Here is a 23596-nt window from a genome sequence, read left to right as displayed (position 1 = left end):
TATTCAAATTGTCTTGCAGTTTAATCTAATTACTTTTCATTATCATGTACCGACAACAGCGTCTGATAGTCATTAAAGCAAATCTGATGTTCAAATTTAAATCCCGTTTGTGGCAATCGAGTTGCATAAATTCGCTTCCCAGTTACTTGCTCAGACAAAAGTTGCAACTGAGGCAAGTTTAAATATTGTTGAAACCAACTTAATATTTCATGCATGGGTAAAGGATTGTTATTACTGATGATATAACTTGATTCAACAACATCTATAACAGCTAATAATGCTAAAAACTTGGCTAAATCATCGATATGAATTCGATTACTAAAATGTATCGTTGGATAAGTCAGTGTTTGTTCAGCAAGCTTTTTTAAACGAGCAATTGAGGTCCCATAAATTCCTGCTGGTCGGACAATAATGCTCTGATGTGGATAATGTGATTGCCACAACAACTCCATCTTCCGAAGCAGATGTCCCTGCTCATCGATGGGTTGAATGAATGATTCATCATCGATTCGCTCCCCTGCATTTTCACCATAGACTCGTGTCGAAGAAACGATGATGATACGTCGAACAGGATGATTTTTGAGAGCGTTAGCGATCGGTTCAACGCTATCAACATAGGTTTGTTGATATGCTTCTATGCCGCTCTGCGAAGGTGCAAGAATGACATAAACCAAATCAATTGGATCAAGCTGAGCCAAATCTAAATAATGTATATCTTGAATATAGTGTCTTGCATAACAATCCATTTTTGGACTACGGCTAATTGTGCTAATGTGGTGACCTTGCTCAAATAAGTGTTTAGCAACGCGCTGAGATGTTTTACCATAACCAATAAATAAAATATGCATATACACCCTTGAATAGAGATGACTTCAGTTCAGCAATTACAAGGTGTTGGTGCCGCCGCAGCAACCCTATTAGAAAAGCTTCATATTTTTAGCACGGATGATTTGCTGTTTCATCTTCCTCGTGACTATGAAGATCGTAGCACCATTATTCCAATGAATCAGCTGGTTGTTGGACGAAGTTATTTGCTCGAAGGTGAGGTTCGATCCGTAGATTTTCCTCCGGGCAAAAAGAAATCACTTGCAGCCTTATTACAAGATGATTTTGGCAAGGTCACTTTACGGTTTTATCATATTTATAAGGGATTAACTGATCGCATCAAAATGGGACAACAGCTCCGAATATTCGGTGAAGTTCGTGTTGGAGCACGCGGTCTTGAAATGTATCATCCAGAAATACAAGTCATCCAACAGCATACGCCGTTACCCAAAACCCAACTCACGGCCATTTATCCTAGCACTGAAGGTCTGACGCAGCCTAAATTACGTGAATATGTTCGTCAGGCGTTACAACATCATAGCGATGACTTGGCTGAGTTATTACCGACTAAATACAGCAACGGCTATGAACTGAAACAAGCATTAGAATATATTCATGAGCCACCTGTTGATGCCAACATGCAACAACTCAATCAAGGTTCGCATCCTGCCCAACAACGATTAATTTTTGAAGAGCTAGTCGCCCATCAAATTAGCCTATTAACACGCCGTGCCTATATCCGCCAAATTGCTGCACCTCGTTTTGATAGCAGTAAAATCTTGGCTAAGGCATTATTAGATGATCTTCCTTTTCAAATGACCAATGCACAAAAACGAGTTTCTAAGGAAATCTTGCAAGATCTCAAGCAAAATCAACCGATGCTCCGCTTAGTCCAAGGTGATGTAGGAGCAGGTAAAACACTCGTTGCAGCAATTGCAGCCTGCCATGCACTAGAAGCAGACTGGCAAGTTGCACTGATGGCACCGACTGAGATCTTAGCAGAACAACATTATTTAAATTTTAAACGCTGGTTTGAGCCACTGGGCATCCAAGTGGCATGGCTTTCAGGCAAACAAAAAGGCAAAGCACGTACACAAGCTGAACAACAAATTAAACAAGGACATGCACAACTTATTGTCGGTACGCATGCTTTATTCCAAGATGCCGTGGAATTTTCTAAACTAGGCTTGGTTATTATTGATGAACAACATCGTTTCGGGGTCGATCAACGCCTTGCTTTAAGAAATAAAGGCGCTAATCAATTTACACCACATCAATTGGTGATGACAGCAACCCCGATTCCTCGCACACTCGCGATGAGTGCTTATGGTGATTTAGATACTTCAATTATTGACGAGCTCCCCCCGGGACGCACCCCAATTCAAACCGTAACAATTCCTTTAGATCGCCGTGAACAAGTCCTGCAACGGATTGCCAGCAACTGTCGTGAAGGTAAACAAGCATATTGGGTCTGCACCTTAGTGGAACAATCTGAAACCCTAGATGCTCAAGCCGCCGAAGCCACCTATCAAGAAATTAAGGAACGCTTTCCAGACATCAATATTGGTCTGGTCCACGGCAAAATGAAAGCAGATGAAAAACAAGCGGTCATGCAAGCCTTTAAAGATAATCAATCACAACTGTTAATTGCCACCACAGTGATTGAGGTTGGGGTCGATGTACCCAATGCCTCCATCATGGTCATTGAAAATGCTGAACGTTTGGGTCTCTCGCAATTGCACCAACTTCGAGGGCGTGTTGGGCGTGGTGCTACCGCTAGTTTTTGCGCTCTACTCTACAAAGTACCTTTGTCTCAAAATGGTCAGGAGCGACTGTCTATTTTACGAGAAAGTAATGATGGTTTCGTAATTGCTGAAAAAGATTTGGAAATACGCGGTCCAGGTGAACTCTTAGGAACAAAACAAACTGGGGATATGGGCTTCCGTGTGGCACGTTTAGAACGTGATGATCATTTACTCACACAAGCCCATTATGTGGCTGAACAAATTCTAAAAGATTATCCACAGCATGCTGATGGACTATTAAAACGCTGGCTACCTGAAGCCCCAAGATACGCCTATGTTTAAATTAATTCAAACATCAGCAAAACAAATCTTTGATTATCTAACGCCATGTATCCTGTGTGATATTGGGATTAGGAAGCAATACGGAGTATGTCAAAGTTGTTGGAATCAGCTACCTTGGTTAAAACAATCCATTCAACGTAATCAGCAACAAATATTCGTTGTATGCCATTATCAATATCCGATTGATCGCATCATTCAGCAATTTAAATATGAACAAAAACTGCATCATCAACGACTACTTGAAGGACTGCTACAACAACTCAAGCTTCCTAAAGTACATGCCATCGTTCCAATGCCGATTTCAACTGATCGATTAGTTGAACGAGGTTTCAACCAAACGCTGTTGCTAGCCCAAGCACTTAGTAAAAGCTTAAATATCCCTATCTGGCAACCTGTACAACGCTTGAATCAACACTCGCAAAAAGGCTTATCGCGCATCGAAAGACTAGAAAATATTGAACAGCAATTTGTGGCTGCGCCGCCCAATCATCTTCGTTATCGCAAAGTCTTGATCGTCGATGATGTCGTCACAACGGGCAGTTCAATTACCGCCTTATCTCAAGTCTTGCAACAACTTGGCTGCCAACAGGTTTATAGTATTTGTTTAGCAGCCCCTATTCGTAATAATGCTAGTTCTCTAAATTTTGCTGACACCATGGAATCACCACGTGTTGAGTAAGAGGTGCAAGTAAAGTGACTTGATCTTCCAAATCAATCCATTTCATCTCCGCAATTTCCGCAGCGATACGTGGTGTTTGTTTCAGTTTCACCTCATAAACATAACTCACTAACAGATGATCAGGCTCATTTGCAGCAGCCGTTTCAAACTGTCCAATAAACTGCTTAATCTCGCATTCACAGCCAATCTCCTCCAGAATCTCGCGCTGCATGGTCAATTCAGGTGCTTCATTCAGTTCCAGTTTTCCACCCACCTGCATAAATGCCTGCGTATTCTGTTTACGCACTAAAAGCAATTGATTTTGGTCATTTAAAATGACAGCGGCAGCCACAGTAATCGTTTTCAATACCCTTTCCTCACACTTAAATTTCAACAGATGCATTCATTACAATAGAACTAAAGAACCATAAATTCGGTATTGTCCTGCTCAGCCATGACTTATCTAGACAACGATAATTTTTTAGATGAATAGAACAGTAATCTGGCAGCCTCACACAAAAAAACACATATAGAATTCATACAATTAAAACCGTTTTATATAACTGTCATGCTGATAAAGTAGGCTGTGTAACAAGATTTTTTAGAAATTAACGTTTAGGCAAGTGTTTTTCGTTTCATCCTTGTCTAAAATACACGCTGGTTTTCGGTACAATGCTGAAAATCTCACATTGGCTGCGCGAGGAAAAAAGACATGCTTGAAGCCTTTTATGCCACAGAGCGCGGTAGTCTAGAAGATGCAACAATCAATGGGAGTTTTGATCTTCACCCTGAATTGGTTTGGATTGATCTAATTGCTCCATCTCAAGAAGAACAACAGTGGGTATTTGATGCTTACGAGCGAAACCTACCAACATTAAAATCACTTGAAGACATTTCCTCATCCGCACGATTTTACCGTGATGATGATGGCATCTTGCATATCAGTACATATTTTTTAACAAAGAATAAAAATTATCAGGTCGATGGCGATACAGATGAGTCATCTCATATGCTTGCAACAGTACAAACAGTTGCCTTCATTCTGTATAAAGATCGTTTGTTTACCATGCGTGGCGAAAAATTAGTTGCATTTCGTGCCTTCCGTGCGCGTGCACGCCGTAATGATTACAATATGGACTATAAAGATCCCACTTGGATCTTGCTCGGGTTACTTGAAGCAAAACTAGATGAGCTTGCGGATATCTTGGAAGATATCCACAAAGACTTGGAAAGATACTCCACAGAGGTACTGAATAATCATCATCGTGAAACCCTGCTCGATCTTGATGACATGATTACACGACTCGCACAACAAGAAGATATGCTTGGAAAGGCGCAACTGTGTTTGATCGATTTACGTCGTGTGCTTACTTTCCTTTCTCGTCCTCGAGCTTTAGGCAGTCATATTTATGATGCTGATATTCGAGAATTAAGTGAGGATGTCCGTTCACTGGTCGAACATGATGCATTCTTATTCCAAAAAGTCCGCTTCTTACTGGATACCACATCAGGTTTTATTAACACCGAACAGAATGACACAATTCGTCGATTCTCGATCTTACCAAGTATGCTTGCCCCTCCGATGCTGATTGCTAGTATTTATGGCATGAACACTGAGGTCTTACCTTTCGCACATGGTAGTCTGAGTTTCTGGATTGTAGCGAGTATCCTGATGGCGTTCCTTGTACTCCCAATGGTGTACTTCCGCTGGAAGAAATGGATTTAATAAAAAAGCACCTTGCGGTGCTTTTTTATTACAAGACTTTTTTCATATCAATTTCAAATCATCTTGCAAATGACAGGCTTGGATGATTTTCAGCATCTTATCAGACACATTTTTAAAATGCAGCCCTTTACTTTCAGGTGTCTGACGCAGCCATTGCACCAATACCGCTAAAGAAAGGGTATTTCCTTGTTCAAGCTGACCCAGATCAACAATGAGAGGAAAACTCTTATGTTGCTGGATATGCTTTAAACCTGCTCGATAAACCTGTTCTGCATTCGAGAAATCAATTGTTTTTGAAACAATTAATTGCTGATCAATATACTGAATCACCCGTCACCTACTTATTTTTTATTAACAGCAGCATCTGCATCTGGCTTAAAGGTTGCAATCGCTTTATTCAGATCACCACCATTGCGCTTAACAGTAGCAGCAAACTGATTACGGAATTGCAAGCCTAAATCAATACCAGACACATTAATATTACGGACTTTCCACTGGTCGCCTTTATCTGTCAACTGGAACGATACAGGGATTTTCTCACCATTATGTAAGAAGTCTAATGTAACAACGGGATTCTTACTATTGGTCGACTTAAAAGGACGCATAGTATAACTTTGGTTGGTATATTTAGCGAAAGCACCACCATAGTTTTCAATAATCACCGCACGGAAATTTTGTTCAAACTGAGCACGTTGCGCAGCAGTTGTATATTGATTGTTTGCATACGTACCTAATACGATACGTGTAAATGCTTGTGAATCAACATACGGATCAAGGTTTTGACGAATAATCGATTTAACTAAAGCAGGATTACTTTGTAATTTCGCATGATCTGCTTTTAGACGTGTAATTAAACCATCAGCCACACGTTTAACAAAATCAGGTGGGGTTTCTGTTGGTGCTGCAAATGCAGCACTCGCAAGCATGGTTGATAATACACTTGCTGTTAACGTCTGTTTCAATAATGTATTCACTTCAATCTCCTAACCTGAATTACTCAACAAATGATGGTTCTGCTTCAGTAGCAGCTGGCTGCGATGCCGAACTCTCTGAAGTTGTTGAGCTTGATGTGGCTTTACCAGCACCACCAGTAATAAACTTACTGATCAAATCTTCTAAATCCATTGTACCTTGGGTATTTGAAACAACATCACCACGCTTTAGGTAATTCACACCACCACCTGGTACAACTTTCAAATACTTCTCACCCAGTAAGCCATTGGTTGCAACCATAATATAAGCATCCTCATCCAAACTAGTGATGGAGGTCATGTTACTGATAAGTTGCTGTTCCATTGCTTTTTGTTTCGCAGCATCAGCTTGTTGATAATCTGAGCTATAACGCAATTCTTCTAAGGCATTTTTCTGCACTTCTTTTAATTGCTCAGTATTAAAGCTGGTTAATTTACCATCCAAATCAAACTTAACTGTTGCTAAACGTGTTAGTGGATCAAGCGTAATAGATTCTACACGACCAATGGTCACACCACTCATGGACACCTTTGCTCGTGGTTTTAAACCATTTACGTTATCAAACTGCGCTGTCATGCTATAGCTATCACGTAGATTTGTACCCACTAAACCACTAACTTTCATCGCAAGAAAAAATAGAGCGATACCGAAGATAATCACAAAAATACCTACGGCCAGCTCACTAGTACGTGATTTCATTAAATCCCTCCGAACATGACCGCAGTCAACACGAAATCAAAACCTAATACACAAAGTGAAGAATATACGACCGTTCTGGTCATCGAAGTCGCGATACCCTCTGGTGTTGGATCACAAGCATAACCTTGATAGACCGCAACCCATGTACAAATCAGCGCAAAAACAATACTTTTAATAATAGTGCCATTAAAAATATCATGCCCAAACTGAACTGTACTTTGCATACCACCCCAGAAAGAACCTTCATCAGCACCTAAAAAATCTACGCCAACCAACTTGCCACCAATGATACCGATCGTTGCAAAAATCACAGTCAACATCGGCAAACTCACAATACCTGCCCACAAACGCGGAGCCACAATTTGACGAAGTGGATCAACGCCAATCATTTCCATACTGGCCAATTGTTCACTCTGTTTCATTGAACCAATTTCGGCAGTGAGAGCCGAGCCTGCGCGCCCTGCAAATAGTAATGCAGCAACAACCGCAGCAAGTTCACGTAACAAAGTTAAAGAAATCGCAGTCCCTAACATAGCTTCACTACCAAAAGTGACCAAAATGCTATACATCTGTAAGCCAAGGACAGCGCCAATAAACAAACCTGACACAGCAATAATCAGCAGAGACATGACCCCGACACGATGCATTTGATAGACAAAGCGTTGAAAGCCACCCTTTGAAGGCGCTGAAAATAAAATCTGGATGAGCATAAGTGATGCTGCACCTATCCCCTTTATTCGCTCAATAACGAGTCTACCTAACCAGGCAATCGTATTCATGCACGAACCTCGTTATCTAAATATGCTTGATGAGTAAATTGATATTCAACAGGACCCTCAGCTGAGCCTGTTAAAAATTGACGTACAAATGGGGAAGCATGTGCCTGTAGCTGCTCAGGTGAACCTTCACCCTGAATTTTGCCTTCAGCAACCACATAAATATAATCAGCAATCGATAATGTCTCTGCGACATCATGTGAGACAATAATTGTTGTTAAGTCTAAAGCTTCACGCAAAGAACGAATCAATCGTGTTAGAACACCTTTAACAATTGGATCTTGGCCAGCGAATGGCTCATCATACATAATCAATTCTGGATCAAGTGCAATCGCACGCGCTAAGGCAACACGACGATTCATACCTCCTGAAAGTTCAGATGGCATTAAGGGTTCAGCACCACGTAGCCCAACCGACTCCAACTTTAAAGCGACTAACTCAGCAATCAAATGTTCTGGTAATTGTGTATGCGCACGAATAGGAAATGCAACATTTTCATAAACTGACATATCAGTAAATAACGCACCACTCTGGAATAACATCCCCATACGTGCGCGTGCAGCAAACAAGTCTGGACGAGACATGGCTGCAATATTCTTACCATCGAGCAATACTTCACCATGATCAGGGATTAACTGCCCACCAATCAAACGGAGCAAAGTGGTTTTACCTGTTCCTGAAGGTCCCATAATTGCAGTAATTTGACCACGTCGAATTTTAAGACTGACATCATCATAAATGACGCGTTCCCCTCGGTTAAAGCTCAAGTTTTTAACTTCAATTAGGGCTTCAGTTTCGAGAGGAGATTTGTTATTCATACTGGCATTCATTCCTGCACTTTTTATGCACGCATACTATACACTGAAAGATTAAGCGCTTGTTTTTATTTTGATATGCTACGTATGAAGATTATTAATTTATGTAATTGTTCTTTTTATCAACTTCTGTGCTCAACTCATGTTGTGAGCTTGCATTCAAAGAGTCGGTATGATTGCGTGCAATAAGTGCATATGCAAAAAATAACCCATTACAAAGCATTAAAATAACGAATAGACATGGCAGCCCTTCACCACAAATGAATGACCATATTTGACTTAAAAGACTTTTATTTTGTTTAAGTTTATTCATTTCTTCTATAAAATTTGAATTAGTAGACATTTTTGTAATTTTACATGACTAATCTTAAATAAAAAAGCCAGTTTTTCAACTGGCTTCTTCATTTTATCGTTTTTTAACGATTAGAAGTCGTTTTTACGACGACGGTCGCCACCGAAAGTTTCTTCACGTGTACCGCGTACTGGACGATCTTCACCAAATTTACGCTTAGGACGGTCTTCACCACCGAATGTACGTTTTGGACGATCTTCACCACCAAAGCTACGCTTTGGACGGTCACCGAAGCCACCTTCACGTTGAGGCGCTGGACGATCACCAAAATCACGTTTTGGACGATCACCGAAGCTTCCTTCACGACGTGGTTTATAATCTACACGATTACCACGGTTGTCATCATTCGAGTCAAAACGTGGTTTATCGTTGTAGCCACCTTCACGACGTGGGCGATCAGAATTGAACTCGCGACGTGGGCGATCTTCACCACCAAATGTACGTTTTGGACGATCATCAAAACCACCTTCGCGACGTGGGCGATCTGAATTGAACTCGCGACGTGGACGGTCTTCACCACCGAATGATGGACGTTCACCACGTGGTTTATCATCAAAATTACGACGTGGACGGTCAGAGTTAAACTCGCGACGTGGGCGATCTTCACCACCGAATGATGGACGCTCACCACGTGGTTTATCATCGAAGCTACGACGTGGACGATCTTCACCGCCTTCACGACGTTTGAAATTGCTCTCGCCTTCAAAACGACGACCACCACCAAAACCGCCACGACCGCCATCACGGCCGCCACGACCACGACCACCGCCATCACGACCGCGACCGCCACCATCACGACCTGAACGAGCAGGAGGTGGAGATGGCTCTAAACCTTCAATTTCAGATACATTTAAACGTGCATCTAAATAATCTTCTAACGCACGGATTTTGCCACGCTCGCGATAAGTCGCAAGTGTAATCGCTTGACCAGTACGACCCGCACGACCTGTACGACCAATACGGTGTACATAGTCTTCATTTTTCATCGGTAAACCGAAGTTAATCACGTGAGAAATAGTTGGTACGTCTAAACCACGTGCTGCTACGTCAGTTGCAACTAAGATTTTTGCACGACCTTCACGGATGCTGCGTAAACGACGGTTACGAACAGTTTGTGGCATAGCACCATGCAATGCAACAACTGAGTGACCTGCTTCAGCCAATTCTTCAGCAAGCATATCTGTATCTTCTTGCGTGCTTGCAAAGACAACAGCTTGATCTACTGACTCGTCAGACAACCAGTGTGTAAGTAATTTTTTCTTGTGCTCAAAGCCATCTGTCCAATGTAATGTTTGAGTTACATCAGTATTAGTGCTGTGACCAGTTTCAATTGCGATACGTTGTGGATCATTCATCATACGTTCAGCAAGACGAATAATACGATCAGCAAAAGTCGCAGAGAACATTAATGTTTGATTACGGTTTGCAGCTAACTCGCCAATTGCTTCTAAATCTTCAGAGAAGCCTAGATCAAGCATACGGTCAGCTTCGTCGACGATTAACGATTCAACTTTATCAAGTTTCAATTGGCGACGATTTACTAAGTCAAGCAAACGACCTGGTGTTGCAACAATCACTTGTGCGCCTTTAAGCTGTTGAATTTGCTTACCAAAAGGCATACCACCCATAATTGCAGCAATACGAACACCTTTCATATGACGTACAAATGCAATCGCATCTTGGCTTACTTGTTGAGCCAATTCACGCGTCGGACATAAAACCAAGATGCTTGGTTGAGTCACAGCTTTCATGCGCTCTTTAAATGGCACAACAGTTTCCTGACCTGCCAAAGCATTTAATGTAGGGAGTAAAAATGCTGCAGTTTTACCAGAACCTGTCTGGCTTGAAACTAATAAATCTTTTCCATCTAACGCAGCTGGAATCGCTTGTTCTTGCACAGGAGTTGGGCTTGTAAAACCTAAACCTTCTAGGGCTTGTTGTAAGGTTTCGTGCAAAGAAAATTCGGCAAAAGTTTTGCTCATAGAGAGTTTCACCCTAATGGGTGCTCCATTTTAATAAATACAAAAAATAGACATCGGCAAAAAGCGGCAAAGCGACTCAAGCTGAAAATAGATGAAGTTCAGCGGCAATCCGAATAACGACGATGTGGACTAAACGCACGCTTGATTACTGCCTCAACCTGAAGAATCGCTAAGCGATTTGGGCGCAAGATATGGTCCTCTCTATGGACAGCGTGCGCTAATATGAATAGAACTGAATGTTCAGGTAATGAACTGGAATTTAAGTGCGTGGGCGGATTATAGCAGAATAATTTTAAAAGTCACCCTTTTTAATAGGTTTTTCTACTGGATCACCTTTATTATTTTTATCTGACCGATTAAAGAAGATGAAATTATAAAAATAACTCCTTCATTATTATCAGATCATAATTAAAAACCCTCAAATTATTGAGGGTTTTTTAATCTAAAATTTATTTTGCAGCATCGCCCCAAGCTGGAACAACTGTTTGCATCAGTGGTTTTAACATTTTCAATGAGCAAGCAAGTACTTGACCATTATCAAATGATTCATTACCACCACGAGCATCCACAACCACACCGCCCGCTTCTTTTACAATCAACTCACCCGCAGCAATATCCCACGGTTTTAAACCAAGCTCAAAGAAACCATCAAAACGACCTGCAGCGACATAAGCTAAATCCAAAGCAGCAGAGCCACCACGACGGATTTGCGCGCCTGATTTAGTTACAGCCAACAAAGAAGCGAAATGTTGTTCTGCATAAGAAACGATTTCACCATTACGCTTCGCACGATAAGGATGACCTACCGCAAGGAATGTGCTTTCTAAAGAGTCTTTAACATTGACACGGATACGGCGTTGGTTCATGACTGCGCCACGACCACGACTTGCAGAGAATAATTCATCACGCACTGGATCATAGATCACACCGTGCTGAGTTACGCCTTTATGTTGTACCGCGATAGAAATACAGAAATGAGGGAAACCGTTGATAAAGTTTTGAGTACCATCTAAAGGATCAATCACCCAGCACCAATCTGCATCGTGACCTTTACCTTCTTGCATACCAAACTCTTCACCAAGGAAGCTATGGTTTTTGTAACTTTTACGAAGCGTATCAATTGTAAGCTGTTCGATGTAACGGTCAACACGCGTTACTGGACCATCGATGCCTTTTTCTTCAACTTGTAAATCGAGTTTATGACGATTTTGATGTGCCTTTAAAAGCTCTTGACCAACTGTTTGAGCCGCACGCGCAGCCATAACCACCATAGGTTCCATTGAACACCCACTACAAATTTGAAGATTTTGACAAAGAATAATGCATAAAAGCCCTCATATTCTATCAAATATAAGGGGTTTTAGGTAAAAAATGTTTGCGAAAGATTATTTTCTAATTTACAAAGCGTTAGCGACCTATAACCAAGCTTGTTCTATTGAAAGCAAAATACCTTTGGCATCTAAGCCACAGTCAATGAGCATTTGCTGATGAGTTGCTTGATGTAAAAATGCATCTGGCAAACCTAGATTTAAAATTGGCTTAATGATTTTAGCTCGTGCTAAAAATTCATTTACTGCACTTCCCGCACCCGCCATAACCGCATGTTCTTCTACAGTCACAAAAAGTTTTGTGTCAGCAGCTAAGTCACGAAGTATCTGCTCATCTAATGGTTTTACAAACCGCATGTTGACCACACGTACAGCAACCCAATGTTTACTTGCAAATAATTCTGCTGCTTCAACTGATGCTGCAACACGACTACCAAAAGCAAGGATACTGATCTGCTGATCTGCGTCCTGATTAAATTGCGCAACGATTTCAGCTTTACCAATTTCTAAAGCAGTCATTTGCTGTTGAATTTCAGCACCTGTACCAACACCACGTGGATAACGTACGGCAGTTGGTCCATTATAGTGATATGCCGTATGCAACATCTGGCGACATTCATTTTCATCTTTTGGTGCCATGATCACCATGTTAGGTACAGTACGCATATACGCATAATCATATGCACCTGCATGGGTCGGACCATCTTCACCGACCAAACCAGCACGATCAATCCCGAAAGTCACATCCAGATTTTGCAAGGCAACATCATGGATCAATTGATCATAACCACGTTGCAAGAAAGTTGAATAAATCGCAACAACTGGTTTTAAACCTTCACACGCCATACCCGCTGCCAAAGTCACTGCATGTTGTTCAGCAATCGCAACATCAAAGAAACGTTCAGGGTATTGCTTTGCAAACTGAACCATTCCTGAACCTTCACACATTGCTGGGGTGATTGCGAGTAAACGATCATCTTGCACTGCTTCATCACATAACCATTGTCCAAACACGTCTGAGTATTTAGGCGGTGATTTTTTTGTAGGAGCAGATGCTTTAGGTGCAATTTTAGTAATCGCATGATAGGTAATCGGGTCTGCTTCAGCAGGCGCAAATCCTTTACCCTTTTTGGTATAAATATGAACTAAACGAGGGCCTTTACGTTTTTTTAGCGCATGAAAAACTTGTGTGAGTTGTTCAACATCATGTCCATCAAATGGCCCAAAATAATCAAAACCAATCGCTTTAAATAAGTTATCCGCTGCATCTGTTGCAGATTGATGTAACCGTGAGTTATAAGTCCACTTCGGATGTGGCTGAACATAGGCTTGACCATGTTCGTCGACATTTACCAATTGACCTGTTTCCCAAATTGCAGCCAAGTGTTTAGCAAAACCGCCAGTACTGCATGAAATCGACATATCGTTATCATTTAAAACAACGATCAGATCAGCATCATGTGCAACCGCATCATTCATGGCTTCAAATGCCATACCTGCTGTCATTGCACCATCACCAACAATTGCAACCACATCACACGGATCTTTTTGATAACGACGCGCAAGCGACATTCCTAGACCTGCAGAAATTGCTGTTGACGAATGCCCTACACCAAAGGTATCAAATTCAGATTCTTCACGCGCAGGGAAAGCAGCTAAACCATCTTTACTACGAATCGTAGTAATTCGCTCACGACGCCCCGTCAGTACTTTATGTGGATATGCTTGATGACCCACATCCCAAACTAAACGATCATCTGGTGTATTGAAACAGTAGTGCAAAGCAACTGTCAGTTCAATCACACCTAAATTTGCGCCAAAGTGGCCACCGCTTTGCCCTGCCGCATACAAAATATATTGACGCAACTCATCCGCCACTTGTGCGAGTTGGCTTTGCTCGAGCTGACGTAATTGTTGTGGATGATCAATTCCATCTAACAATGGCGTAACAGGACGTTGAGTTGGAATTTCGGTATACAACATAATGTGGCAAAGCCTTTTTAAGCCTGGCAAATCCGAAGCTGGGTTAAATGGGGGCAATCATACAATTAAATATGATCTACCTTCAATCAGCCACATGTGCGAATGATGTAGTGCTGAACATTCTCGAGCCAATCTTAAACAACTGACTTACAGATTATCCTGAATTATGTCACTGTTTATCAACCATTATTGTGTGCTTTCTATGAAAAAGAAAAACTTATGTGAAAAATCAGAACTTCCAATTCACTCAATCTTCACACATTAAGCTATACTTTGACAGTTTTTACTAACATAGCGAGCTCTCTGTGCCGATTGAATTTATTGCAACATCAAAGCTACCAACTGCTTTTGGTGACTTCAATATTTCTGTGTTTCAAGACCCTCAAACAGGCGAAGAACATGTGGCGCTTTCTAAAGGTTTAGAAACTCCCCCAACAGCACCTGTTTTAGTCCGTATTCATTCAGAATGCTTAACAGGTGATGCTTTCGCTTCATTAAAGTGTGACTGTGGTCCTCAATTACAAGCGACTCAACGTTTGATTAATGAAGCAGGTCAAGGTGTGATTTTATATCTACGCCAAGAAGGTCGTGGGATTGGTTTAACGAATAAAATCCGCGCCTATGCTTTACAGGATCAGGGTCACGATACCGTAGATGCCAATTTACTTTTAAACCTGCCTGCGGATGCACGTCGTTATGATATGTGTAGCATTATGCTGGATCATCTACAAATTAAAGAAGTTAAGTTAATTACGAATAACCCGTTAAAACTTAAAGCCCTAACTGATTTAGACATCAATGTGGTTGAGCGTGTACCGCTGACCGTGGGTCGCAACCCATTTAATGAACAATATTTAAAGACCAAACGTGAGCGTATGGACCATCTTTACCAGAAGGATGACTTCTAAGTCATCCTTGATTCAATCAAGCTCATGATAATTCGAAAAAAATAAGCGATTGTTTTATATCGTCATAGAAAAAATACGGTTATTGGGTATTTTGCGGCGAAGATGTAAATCAAATGCCATGCAAATATTTCTTACGAATGCTTTGCCTTGTTCGGTTACTTGGATATCCTTTGATGTCATCTTTAACAAACCGTCATTCTGCATTTCCTCTAGTTGTGCTAATACTTCAGGTAACTCTGGAAAATACAATGCTTCATTCTGCCATGAAGTACTAAAGTGACACATTAAATTGAGTATATGTTGGCGAATGACTAAATCCTCTTCTGTTAAAAGATGTCCACGATATACAGGAATCTCATTCTTCTCTAAACGTGCATAATAATCTTCTAGTGTTTTTTCATTTTGCGCAAAGCTGTACCAACTATCACTAATTGAAGACAAACCTAGGCCAATCATGACTTGCGTTTTTGATGAGGTATACCCCATGAAATTACGATGCAGATTTTCTTGTTGGAAAGCTTGATACATTTTGTCATGTTCCAAAGCAAAGTGATCCATACCAATTTCATGATAACCCTGTGCTAAAAGTTTTTTCTTTCCCTCTTCATATAACTGGCGTTTCAACTCATCTTTAGGTACGTCCTGATCTTTAAAACCACGCTGTCCATTGCCTTTAATCCAAGGTACATGAGCATAGCTATAAAATGCCAAACGATCTGGCTTTAGACTATTCGTTTGTTCAATCGTGTGTAACACATCAGTCAAGTTCTGAAATGGTAAGCCAAAGACCAAATCATGTGAAATCGAGGTATAGCCAATTTCACGTGCCCAATTTGTAACCTGTTGTACATGAGCAAATGGTTGAATACGGTGAATTGCTTTCTGAACTTTTTCGTTATAGTCCTGCACCCCATAACTCACTCGGCGAAAACCTAGGTCGTATAGGGCTTGTAAATGCTCTCGAGTCGTATTATTAGGATGTCCTTCGAAACTAAATTCATATTCATCGGATACATCTGCATTTGCCAATAACCCATTAATCAACTCGATCAAGTGTTGTACAGAGAAAAATGTCGGAGTTCCTCCCCCCAAATGAATTTCTTTAATCCTCGGTTTGTCGACAAGCAACTGGCAGTACAACTCCCATTCTTTTAACACGGCTTGAATATAAGGTTGTTCCACTTCATGGCGCTTGGTTACACGCTTATGACAACCACAAAAAGTGCACAAGCTTTCACAAAATGGCAAATGGATATATAAACTAATCCCTTCACTCGTATTTGTCTCATCAAATGCCCGTTTTAAAGTTTGCTTCCACATTTCCAAACTAAAATCTTGTTCTTGCCAGTACGGAACAGTCGGATAACTGGTGTAACGTGGTCCTGCAACATTGTATTTTTGAATAAGTGAATGAACTTGAGTCATAACGTGCCTATCTGATGTTCAGCTTGCAACAACAAGCATTATCAATACATTCTGCTGAGCTTAACCCAAGAAATCAACCAACCCTTTTAGTCGGAATAATTATTGTGAAATCGATTAGATCCTTTAAGTCGTTCAACTATCTAATTGCAGTTTGAATCATAAAATCAGCTTATTTTTTTTATGATTTCATGGTACATATCCTTCCATCTTTTTTAATGATTAGAAGGTTGAAATGCAGCATCCAACTTCAGCTGATATTCAACGTGTTCGCGAGTTTTTACTCGACTTACAAGCACGTATTTGTGCAGGATTAGAACAACAGGAACGTGCAGGCGGTGGCACCGCTGAATTTATCATTGATGATTGGCAACGAACCGAAGGTGGCGGTGGTCGCTCTCGAGTTCTGCAAAATGGTGAAGTGATTGAAAAAGGCGGAGTGATGTTTTCCCACATCAACATCAGTAAACTTCCTGCTTCTGCAACGGAACGCCATCCTCAAATCGCAGGTGCAAAAGCACAAGCGTTGGGCGTTTCTTTAGTGATTCATCCTAAAAATCCCAATATCCCAACTTCACATGCCAATGTACGTTTATTTGTTGCTGAACCTGAGGGTCAAGACCCTGTTTGGTGGTTTGGCGGTGGCTTTGATCTCACACCTTTCTATCCAGATGATCAAGATATTCAAAACTGGCATCAAACCGCTTATGACTTATGCCAACCATTTGGCGAACATGTTTATGCTGAACATAAACAATGGTGTGATGATTATTTCTACTTAAAACATCGTGATGAACAACGTGGTGTAGGTGGTTTATTCTTTGATGATTTGAACCAATGGGACTTCGAAACTTGCTTTAAATATATTCAAGCCGTTGGTAATGGTTATTTAGAAGCAATCTTGCCTATTTTTGAAAAGCATCGTGAACAACCTTATACCGAAGCTCAACGTGAATTCCAATTGTATCGTCGTGGTCGCTATGTTGAATATAATTTAGTCTACGATCGCGGTACCCTGTTTGGCCTGCAAACAGGTGGTCGTATTGAGTCGATTTTAGTTAGCCTGCCTAATCTCGCGGGTTGGTCGTATCGCCCTGAATGGGATGCCGACTCAATAGAAAAACGCTTAACAGATTATTATCTAAAACCTAGAGATTGGTTGAGTTTAAATAAATAATTGACCGTAATTATTCAAAGCACCTGAATTTAGGTGCTTTTTTTGTACCTAAAGATTATCGTATATTGTCTCAGCATAAGCATTCAAATATGTTTAATAGCCTCTGTCCCCTCTTTCAACTTTGGATAAAAGTATGACCAAACAATTTGCTGTCATTGGGAATCCGATTGAACAATCCCGCTCACCAGAATTGCATCATGCTTTTGCAGCAAAAACAGGAGTTGATTTAAACTATAAAAAAATTCTTGCACCACTGGATGGATTTGAAAAAACCACCAAAGACTTCTTTGTTCAAGGTGGTGTGGGTATGAATGTGACTGTTCCTTTTAAAGAGCAGGCCTTTGCCTTATGTGATCAACTGACTGAACGCGCCAAGATTGCCAAAGCCGTGAATACCTTATGGATGCAGGATGGCAAACTGTATGGTGACAATACTGATGGACAAGGTTTGGTTGCCGCCATTCAGGCTCTGGGCTGGAATCTTGAAAATAGCCGTATTTTAATTCTAGGGGCAGGCGGTGCGACCCGTGGTGTGATCTATCCATTGGTACAGGCAGGCGCAAAACAGATTGTCATTGCCAACCGTACACTTGCTCGAGCTGAACAATTGGTCTCAGATTTAAAAGATGCCGTGCCGCAGGCGCAACTCTCAGCGCTCAGCTTGGAGCAACTCGCTGGTGAATTTGATTTTGTCATCAATGCCACTTCTGCTAGCTTAACTGGTGATACTTTACAGCTTCCTGAATGCTTGGTTTTTCACCATGCTTATGAAATGGCTTATGGCAAACCTTCGAGCTTTTTGAATCAAGCTCAAGAGCGTCAAGTTCCATCAACAGATGGTTTTGGTATGTTGGTGGGTCAAGCAATTGAAGCTTTTTCTATTTGGAATGGGGTCAAACCTGAATTAAAAGATTTCTTATAACCCATCTATAAATTAGTAAGCAAAAAAGAACCTGCATTGCGCAGGTTCTTTTCAAGTAATCGCCAATTATTTTGCCGTTAGCATTTTCAAATACACTTCTTTAAAGATTTCATAATCAATAAATTCATTATGCTCAATCTTTAATGATTTAATGCTCTTTTCGGACAACTGATTTTTACGAGCATCGACATATACTTGTCCCAAAATCGTTGCGGTTTGTGCTAATAGTGGTTTTTCCTCACTCGAAACTCCATTAGCGCGCTCAAATTGAACTTGATACTGTTGAGCAAATAGCTGCTGTGGCTGCTTATATTGAGCTTGTAGATTTTTCCAAGCTTGACGATCTTTATCACCATGCATCGCATCATTTACAATACGATTAACAGCTTGTCCCAACTTGTCATCAAACTGATCATCTTGCTCAAGATGATGTTTCTTCTGTAATGCTTCAATGCTCTTCAACGCCTTACCTTGTGGGTTATAGATGTCATCTGTGGCATACCAATAGGCATAAACAGCCGCGATTTCCTGCAATTCCTGACTTGTATAACGTTGTGCAATTTCTGCTTTATTTTCTATCAGCTTGGCAATAAATACTGCTTTAAATGTTTGCTCATAACTGTGTGTAGCATCATATCGCTGTTCTGCAATGATTTTGAGTTGATCTTCTAAAGATAACGTATAAGGTTCAGCTGAACGCTCTTGAATGCCTGTCTGTCCCAATTTCTCTGAGAAACTACCGATTGCTTGTTCCAACATTGAGCCTTTACTTGCTTCAGCCCATGTTTTCGCTCGTTTCAATTGAGCCTGATTAATTGGCGTTGCTTGGCCATAATTGGAAATCAACATATCTGCTTTAAGATTAAAACGAGACTTGAGTTCAGGGAGTGCATAATTCAAATCATAATCAATTTTAACTGCTCGCCCTTGCGCATCTAAACCAATATCCATGGTAAATGGATTACGTTTGTCTTGAGGAGGCAATGCTTTTTCAATCTCAGCCTGATGCTTGATCCACAGCGCTTTAAATGCCTGATCATCAACAAATTGATTTTCATCATATACAGCAAATTCTTTTTCTACGCTTTGTAATTTTTCAACATAAGATAGAAAACCTGATTCGGCTTTTTTCGCATTAAAAACATCAATATCGTAAATACTTTCACAATACTGTGCATCTCCATAAGCAGCCTGTTGAGCATTCTGAAGCGCTGTACATTGGGCCTCTGTTAAACCTTGCTCATCTTCCGAGGAAGAAGCTGCATCTGCGGCAGCATCAGCTGATTCTGAATCGTCAGTGACTATCCCAGCTTTGGCAGCATCCATCGCTTGCTGCGCTGCATCGGATACCTTTGGATCAGCTTCATCTTCAACACCAAAGTGCTGATTCACTAAACGATATAATTGCTGACTGACGACACTTGCATCATCTGCGGAATCTTTACTCGCTAATATGGATGCCGCTGCATCAGGCTTGGTTTTGCTTACAGCATTGGTTTCATCAGCAATCAGCTTTTCTAAGTTTTGTTCTTTAATATTTAAAATGCTTTGCATTAAATATTTTTCATTCACTTTGCTGTACAAATTCGCTTGTAAAATTAATTCTTCAATCGATGTTTTTAAGCGAATTTTTTCGACTACTCCTAAATTTCGATCAGCAGCGGAGACAGACAATGCTTGAATGTTATTTTGATCAGCTAAACGGTAATACACAGCACTTGAAGCTTTCACATACTCTGCAAATTTTTTGTAATCCACTTGCTTAAACATTGCCTGATATTTTGAAAAATCCAAATAAGCTAAATTATTTTGATTTTCTTTGTTCACCAAATACGGCATCAAAGCAAAGTAATTGATATAAAACTTATAATTATTTAAATCTAGAACCATCGGCACTTTTGCTTGAACTAACAAGGTTGGTTTTTCATAACGTGCTGTCAGATTAAATGACCCCATTTTCTGACGATAATGCACAGAACCATCATATTCAAATTGCATATCATTCAATATATTGGCTATGATCCGAGCAAATTTATCAGCTTTAGAACCACCAGAACTTTTGGGCTGTTGTGCCAAAGCATTATAAAGTGCCTGCTTCTGTTTGCTGTTTAAATTAACCTTTTGCTCTTGTAAATATTGATTCACTTTTTGTTTGAGTGCTGCATCTAAGGTTGCCTTTTCTGACGAGGTGTTTGATTTATTTTGATCTAGGTCGACATGAACTTTAAATCTGCCACGATAATCGTAACTCGGATATTCATACATTGCATTCAGACTATTAATTGCCTTTTGCTCTAAATTCTGAGAACCTGAATTGGTTTTAATGACATGCTGGGAACATGCAGAAAGACTAAACCCCAATACACATAAAGTTAAATATTTTAAACGCATAGTTTTACCAAATACCCTTATATCATTATATTTACAACTGTAAATTTAATCATTTTCATATTTAAAATGAGTTTCAAACAGCAGCGAAAAGTTGACTTTTTCACGCCCCTCTCATCTGATTAATTCGCTTTTCTGACAGTCTTTTCCATAGTGTTTATCAATGTATTTTTATCACCATTGTGAATAATCAAAGTATCGAAACAGATAATCCAAAACGATTCAAATACAGGATTAAGATTATGCCAGCTTATAAAGCCCCGCTCCGTGATGTTCGCTTCTTAATGAATGAAGTGTTTGATTATCCTGCACACTACCAAACTTTGGCAAGTGGACAGAATGCTGATAAAGATACAGTTGATATGATTCTTGAAGGTGCGGCAGATTACTGCGAAAACGTACTTTCTCCACTGAACCAGTCAGGTGATGAAGAAGGCTGTACCTTTAACAATGGTGAAGTCACAACACCTAAAGGCTTCAAGGAAGCTTATGACCAGTTCGTCATGGGTGGCTGGCAAGGTCTTTCTTACCCAGAAGAATTTGGTGGTCAAGGCCTGCCAATGTCTTTAAACCTCATCAAGTCTGAAATGATGGGTACTGCAAACTGGTCATTCACCATGTACCCTGGTTTAAGTACAGGTTGTATGAACACCATCATCCAGTTTGGTACAGATGAGCAAAAAGCGACTTATATGCCTAAACTGGTTGAAGGTACTTGGTCAGGAACAATGTGCTTAACGGAACCTCAATGTGGTACAGACTTAGGTCAAGTTAAAACTAAAGCTGAACCTGCTGCTGATGGTACTTATAAAATCTCTGGTACTAAAATCTTCATCTCTGCGGGTGAGCATGATTTAACTGAAAACATTATCCACATCGTACTTGCACGTCTTCCAGATGCACCTGCTGGTACCCGTGGTATTTCTTTATTTATCGTGCCTAAGTTTATCCCAACTGCTGACGGCGGTGTAGGTGAGCGCAATACCGTATCTTGTGGTTCAATCGAACACAAAATGGGTATCCGTGCTTCAGCAACTGCTGTATTGAACTTTGACAATGCAACTGGTTACCTCATCGGTGAAATCAACAAAGGTTTACATGCAATGTTTACCTTCATGAACACTGCACGTATCGGTACAGCGGTTCAAGGTATTGCTCACGCTGAACTTTCTTTCCAAGGTGCATTACCTTATGCGAAAGATCGTATGTCTATGCGTGCCCTTTCTGGTAAGAAAGAGCCTGAGCGTGTAGCTGATGCGATTATTCACCATGCTGATGTTCGTCGTATGTTGTTAACTCAAAAAGCGGTTGCAGAAGGCGGTCGTTCAATGATCTACCACGCTGCAAAACTTGCAGACAAGATGGCGGATGCATTGGCAAGTGGTGATCAAGCTGCTTATGAAGCTGCCGATGACAAACTTGGTTTCTATACTCCAATTCTTAAAGGTTTCTTGACTGAATTAGGTTTGGAAGCTGCAAACCATGGTATCCAAGTATATGGCGGTCATGGTTTCATCAAAGAATGGGGCATGGAACAAATCGCACGTGATGCACGTATCTCAACATTGTATGAAGGTACAACGGGTGTCCAAGCACTTGACTTATTAGGTCGTAAAGTTCTTTTAAGCTCAAAAGGTAAAGTTGTTCGTGACTATACTGCTGAAATCTTAAAATTCTGTGCTGCACATGCTCGCAACAAGTATTTACGTCGCTTCGCTTGGGACTTAACTAAGGTTTGCGCTCAATGGAACACATTAACTGTTCGCATCATGCTTGCAGCACGCAAAGACCGTGACATCGTATCTTCTGCTTCTGCTGATTTCTTGATGTTCTCTGGTTATGTGATGATGGCTTATTTCTGGGCTCAACAAGCAGTGATTGCTTCTGAAAAACTAGAAGCTGGTAACGGCATTGAAACGCCTGAATTCTATAAAGCAAAAATCAAAGTTGCAGATTTCTATTTTGACCGTTTATTGCCACGTGCACAAGGTCACGCAGAATCAATGGTAACGACTTCACGTACTTTGACTTCTCTTGCTCCAGAACACTTCAGCTTCGATTACTAGGGTGTGTTGACACTTTTAGCTTAAAAAAATAGCGAAGTAGTAAAATCAAATCGCCGAACCCAATTTTACTATTCGCTATGCCTCGTACCATGCTGACAGATCAACACTGGCAAAAGTTGAAAGTTATTCTGCGTAATTTATCCATTCACCACAACTCAAATTTACGCAATTTTATTGAAGCTATTCTCTATAGAATTAGAACAGGCTGTCCGTGGCGAGATATTCCTTGTTGTTTTGGTCATTCAAACTCTATTTTCAAACGTTTTAATCGTTGGTCAAGCAGCGGTAAGTTACTTAGATTATTCAAATTACTAGCCTCATGCCCCGATATGGAGTGGATTTTTATTGATGGCTCTCATGTACGTGCTCATCAACATTCTGCTGGCATAGCGAATCAATCTATTTCTAAAAGTGTAGGAGGAAACTCCTCAAAAATACATTTGATTGTTGATGCACATGGCAATCCTATTGATTTCATGATTACCGATGGAACCACACATGATGTTAAAG

The 23596-nt window shown here is 40.6% G+C and carries 19 protein-coding genes and 1 pseudogene; 8 read left to right on the top strand and 12 right to left on the bottom strand.

Annotation, left to right across the window (positions count from 1 at the left end; translation table 11 throughout):
- Positions 1 to 29 precede the first annotated feature (29 nt).
- Positions 30 to 848, bottom strand: coding sequence for an NAD-dependent epimerase/dehydratase family protein (locus HYG88_RS04885; RefSeq protein ID WP_087544103.1), 819 nt, complete (start codon positions 846 to 848; stop codon positions 30 to 32).
- Between the two features lie 18 nt (positions 849 to 866).
- Here HYG88_RS04885 and recG point away from each other — a divergent pair, with 18 nt between their 5' ends.
- Both recG and HYG88_RS04875 read left to right on the top strand, forming a co-directional pair.
- Entirely contained in the window at positions 867 to 2912 is a 2046-nt protein-coding gene (gene recG, locus HYG88_RS04880; RefSeq protein ID WP_005156320.1) for an ATP-dependent DNA helicase RecG, read from the top strand.
- Positions 2905 to 3591, top strand: coding sequence for a ComF family protein (locus HYG88_RS04875; RefSeq protein WP_005156323.1), 687 nt, complete (start codon positions 2905 to 2907; stop codon positions 3589 to 3591). The genes recG and HYG88_RS04875 overlap by 8 nt, the downstream gene beginning before the upstream one ends.
- Here the strand turns inward: HYG88_RS04875 and HYG88_RS04870 are convergent.
- A complete protein-coding gene (locus HYG88_RS04870; RefSeq protein WP_005156326.1) occupies positions 3542 to 3937 on the bottom strand; it encodes an NUDIX domain-containing protein in 396 nt (131 codons plus the stop codon). The genes HYG88_RS04875 and HYG88_RS04870 overlap by 50 nt on opposite strands.
- Before the next feature lie 345 nt (positions 3938 to 4282).
- On the opposite strand from HYG88_RS04870, the gene HYG88_RS04865 reads away from it, so the two are divergent.
- Positions 4283 to 5296 (top strand): CorA family divalent cation transporter, encoded by a 1014-nt coding sequence (locus tag HYG88_RS04865; RefSeq protein WP_005156329.1) that lies wholly within the window; start codon positions 4283 to 4285, stop codon positions 5294 to 5296.
- A 42-nt stretch (positions 5297 to 5338) separates the two neighbouring features.
- On the opposite strand, the gene HYG88_RS04860 is transcribed toward HYG88_RS04865, so the two are convergent.
- The 8 genes from HYG88_RS04860 to dxs form a co-directional block, all read right to left on the bottom strand.
- The gene (locus tag HYG88_RS04860; RefSeq protein WP_005156331.1) at positions 5339 to 5626 is read right to left on the bottom strand and encodes a lipid asymmetry maintenance protein MlaB; all 288 of its coding nucleotides are present in this window, start codon (positions 5624 to 5626) and stop codon (positions 5339 to 5341) included.
- Positions 5627 to 5637: 11 nt separating this feature from the next.
- Positions 5638 to 6270 carry a phospholipid-binding protein MlaC gene (locus HYG88_RS04855; protein ID WP_005156334.1) on the bottom strand — a complete coding sequence of 211 codons (633 nt, stop codon included), beginning with the start codon at positions 6268 to 6270 and terminating at the stop codon, positions 5638 to 5640.
- 19 nt (positions 6271 to 6289) lie between these two features.
- Positions 6290 to 6967, bottom strand: coding sequence for an outer membrane lipid asymmetry maintenance protein MlaD (locus HYG88_RS04850; RefSeq protein ID WP_178882672.1), 678 nt, complete (start codon positions 6965 to 6967; stop codon positions 6290 to 6292).
- Entirely contained in the window at positions 6967 to 7746 is a 780-nt protein-coding gene (gene mlaE, locus HYG88_RS04845) for a lipid asymmetry maintenance ABC transporter permease subunit MlaE (RefSeq protein WP_004660307.1), read from the bottom strand. Before mlaE ends, HYG88_RS04850 begins: the two co-directional genes overlap by 1 nt.
- Complete coding sequence (locus HYG88_RS04840) at positions 7743 to 8561, bottom strand: ABC transporter ATP-binding protein (RefSeq protein ID WP_178882671.1); 819 nt, start codon at positions 8559 to 8561, stop codon at positions 7743 to 7745. The genes mlaE and HYG88_RS04840 overlap by 4 nt, the downstream gene beginning before the upstream one ends.
- Before the next feature lie 420 nt (positions 8562 to 8981).
- Positions 8982 to 10892 carry a DEAD/DEAH box helicase gene (locus tag HYG88_RS04835; protein ID WP_178882670.1) on the bottom strand — a complete coding sequence of 637 codons (1911 nt, stop codon included), beginning with the start codon at positions 10890 to 10892 and terminating at the stop codon, positions 8982 to 8984.
- Between the two features lie 449 nt (positions 10893 to 11341).
- Positions 11342 to 12172, bottom strand: coding sequence for an inositol monophosphatase family protein (locus HYG88_RS04830; protein WP_034602537.1), 831 nt, complete (start codon positions 12170 to 12172; stop codon positions 11342 to 11344).
- Between the two features lie 135 nt (positions 12173 to 12307).
- Positions 12308 to 14203 (bottom strand): 1-deoxy-D-xylulose-5-phosphate synthase, encoded by a 1896-nt coding sequence (gene dxs, locus HYG88_RS04825; RefSeq protein WP_178882669.1) that lies wholly within the window; start codon positions 14201 to 14203, stop codon positions 12308 to 12310.
- Between the two features lie 305 nt (positions 14204 to 14508).
- Here dxs and ribA point away from each other — a divergent pair, with 305 nt between their 5' ends.
- Positions 14509 to 15111, top strand: a complete 603-nt coding sequence (gene ribA / locus HYG88_RS04820; RefSeq protein WP_178882668.1) for a GTP cyclohydrolase II — start codon at positions 14509 to 14511, stop codon at positions 15109 to 15111.
- A 54-nt stretch (positions 15112 to 15165) separates the two neighbouring features.
- On the opposite strand, the gene hemN is transcribed toward ribA, so the two are convergent.
- Positions 15166 to 16536 (bottom strand): oxygen-independent coproporphyrinogen III oxidase, encoded by a 1371-nt coding sequence (gene hemN / locus HYG88_RS04815; RefSeq protein WP_005156354.1) that lies wholly within the window; start codon positions 16534 to 16536, stop codon positions 15166 to 15168.
- A 232-nt stretch (positions 16537 to 16768) separates the two neighbouring features.
- Between hemN and hemF the strand changes: the two genes are divergently transcribed.
- On the top strand, positions 16769 to 17710 hold the full coding sequence (hemF, locus tag HYG88_RS04810; protein WP_005156355.1) for an oxygen-dependent coproporphyrinogen oxidase: 942 nt from the start codon (positions 16769 to 16771) through the stop codon (positions 17708 to 17710).
- A 133-nt stretch (positions 17711 to 17843) separates the two neighbouring features.
- Complete coding sequence (aroE, locus tag HYG88_RS04805; RefSeq protein ID WP_005156365.1) at positions 17844 to 18632, top strand: shikimate dehydrogenase; 789 nt, start codon at positions 17844 to 17846, stop codon at positions 18630 to 18632.
- A gap of 66 nt (positions 18633 to 18698) precedes the next feature.
- Here the strand turns inward: aroE and HYG88_RS04800 are convergent, their stop codons facing one another.
- Positions 18699 to 21023 (bottom strand): hypothetical protein, encoded by a 2325-nt coding sequence (locus HYG88_RS04800; protein ID WP_178882667.1) that lies wholly within the window; start codon positions 21021 to 21023, stop codon positions 18699 to 18701.
- Positions 21024 to 21262: 239 nt separating this feature from the next.
- On the opposite strand from HYG88_RS04800, the gene HYG88_RS04795 reads away from it, so the two are divergent.
- Both HYG88_RS04795 and HYG88_RS04790 read left to right on the top strand, forming a co-directional pair.
- Positions 21263 to 23086 (top strand): acyl-CoA dehydrogenase C-terminal domain-containing protein, encoded by a 1824-nt coding sequence (locus HYG88_RS04795; RefSeq protein WP_005156376.1) that lies wholly within the window; start codon positions 21263 to 21265, stop codon positions 23084 to 23086.
- Positions 23087 to 23163: 77 nt separating this feature from the next.
- A pseudogene (locus tag HYG88_RS04790) lies at positions 23164 to 23596 on the top strand (IS5-like element ISAba31 family transposase); the annotation flags it as partial.

Source organism: Acinetobacter sp. SwsAc4 (assembly GCF_013391535.1).
In the GTDB taxonomy this organism is placed as follows: Bacteria; Pseudomonadota; Gammaproteobacteria; order Pseudomonadales; family Moraxellaceae; genus Acinetobacter.
Note: the sequence above shows the minus strand (reverse complement) of the source record. Positions and strands in the feature narration are given on the sequence as shown.

Excerpts from the sequence above, each read along its gene's own strand:
- HYG88_RS04865 (WP_005156329.1), top strand. The coding sequence starts at position 4,283 with ATGCTTGAAGCCTTTTATGCCACAGAGCGCGGTAGTCTAGAAGATGCA.
- HYG88_RS04885 (WP_087544103.1), bottom strand. The coding sequence starts at position 848 with ATGCATATTTTATTTATTGGTTATGGTAAAACATCTCAGCGCGTTGCT.
- HYG88_RS04800 (WP_178882667.1), bottom strand. The coding sequence starts at position 21,023 with ATGCGTTTAAAATATTTAACTTTATGTGTATTGGGGTTTAGTCTTTCT.
- HYG88_RS04795 (WP_005156376.1), top strand. The coding sequence starts at position 21,263 with ATGCCAGCTTATAAAGCCCCGCTCCGTGATGTTCGCTTCTTAATGAAT.
- HYG88_RS04850 (WP_178882672.1), bottom strand. The coding sequence starts at position 6,967 with ATGAAATCACGTACTAGTGAGCTGGCCGTAGGTATTTTTGTGATTATC.
- recG (WP_005156320.1), top strand. The coding sequence starts at position 867 with ATGACTTCAGTTCAGCAATTACAAGGTGTTGGTGCCGCCGCAGCAACC.
- HYG88_RS04875 (WP_005156323.1), top strand. The coding sequence starts at position 2,905 with ATGTTTAAATTAATTCAAACATCAGCAAAACAAATCTTTGATTATCTA.
- HYG88_RS04835 (WP_178882670.1), bottom strand. The coding sequence starts at position 10,892 with ATGAGCAAAACTTTTGCCGAATTTTCTTTGCACGAAACCTTACAACAA.
- aroE (WP_005156365.1), top strand. The coding sequence starts at position 17,844 with ATGACCAAACAATTTGCTGTCATTGGGAATCCGATTGAACAATCCCGC.
- hemF (WP_005156355.1), top strand. The coding sequence starts at position 16,769 with ATGCAGCATCCAACTTCAGCTGATATTCAACGTGTTCGCGAGTTTTTA.
- HYG88_RS04830 (WP_034602537.1), bottom strand. The coding sequence starts at position 12,172 with ATGGAACCTATGGTGGTTATGGCTGCGCGTGCGGCTCAAACAGTTGGT.
- mlaE (WP_004660307.1), bottom strand. The coding sequence starts at position 7,746 with ATGAATACGATTGCCTGGTTAGGTAGACTCGTTATTGAGCGAATAAAG.
- dxs (WP_178882669.1), bottom strand. The coding sequence starts at position 14,203 with ATGTTGTATACCGAAATTCCAACTCAACGTCCTGTTACGCCATTGTTA.
- hemN (WP_005156354.1), bottom strand. The coding sequence starts at position 16,536 with ATGACTCAAGTTCATTCACTTATTCAAAAATACAATGTTGCAGGACCA.
- HYG88_RS04840 (WP_178882671.1), bottom strand. The coding sequence starts at position 8,561 with ATGAATAACAAATCTCCTCTCGAAACTGAAGCCCTAATTGAAGTTAAA.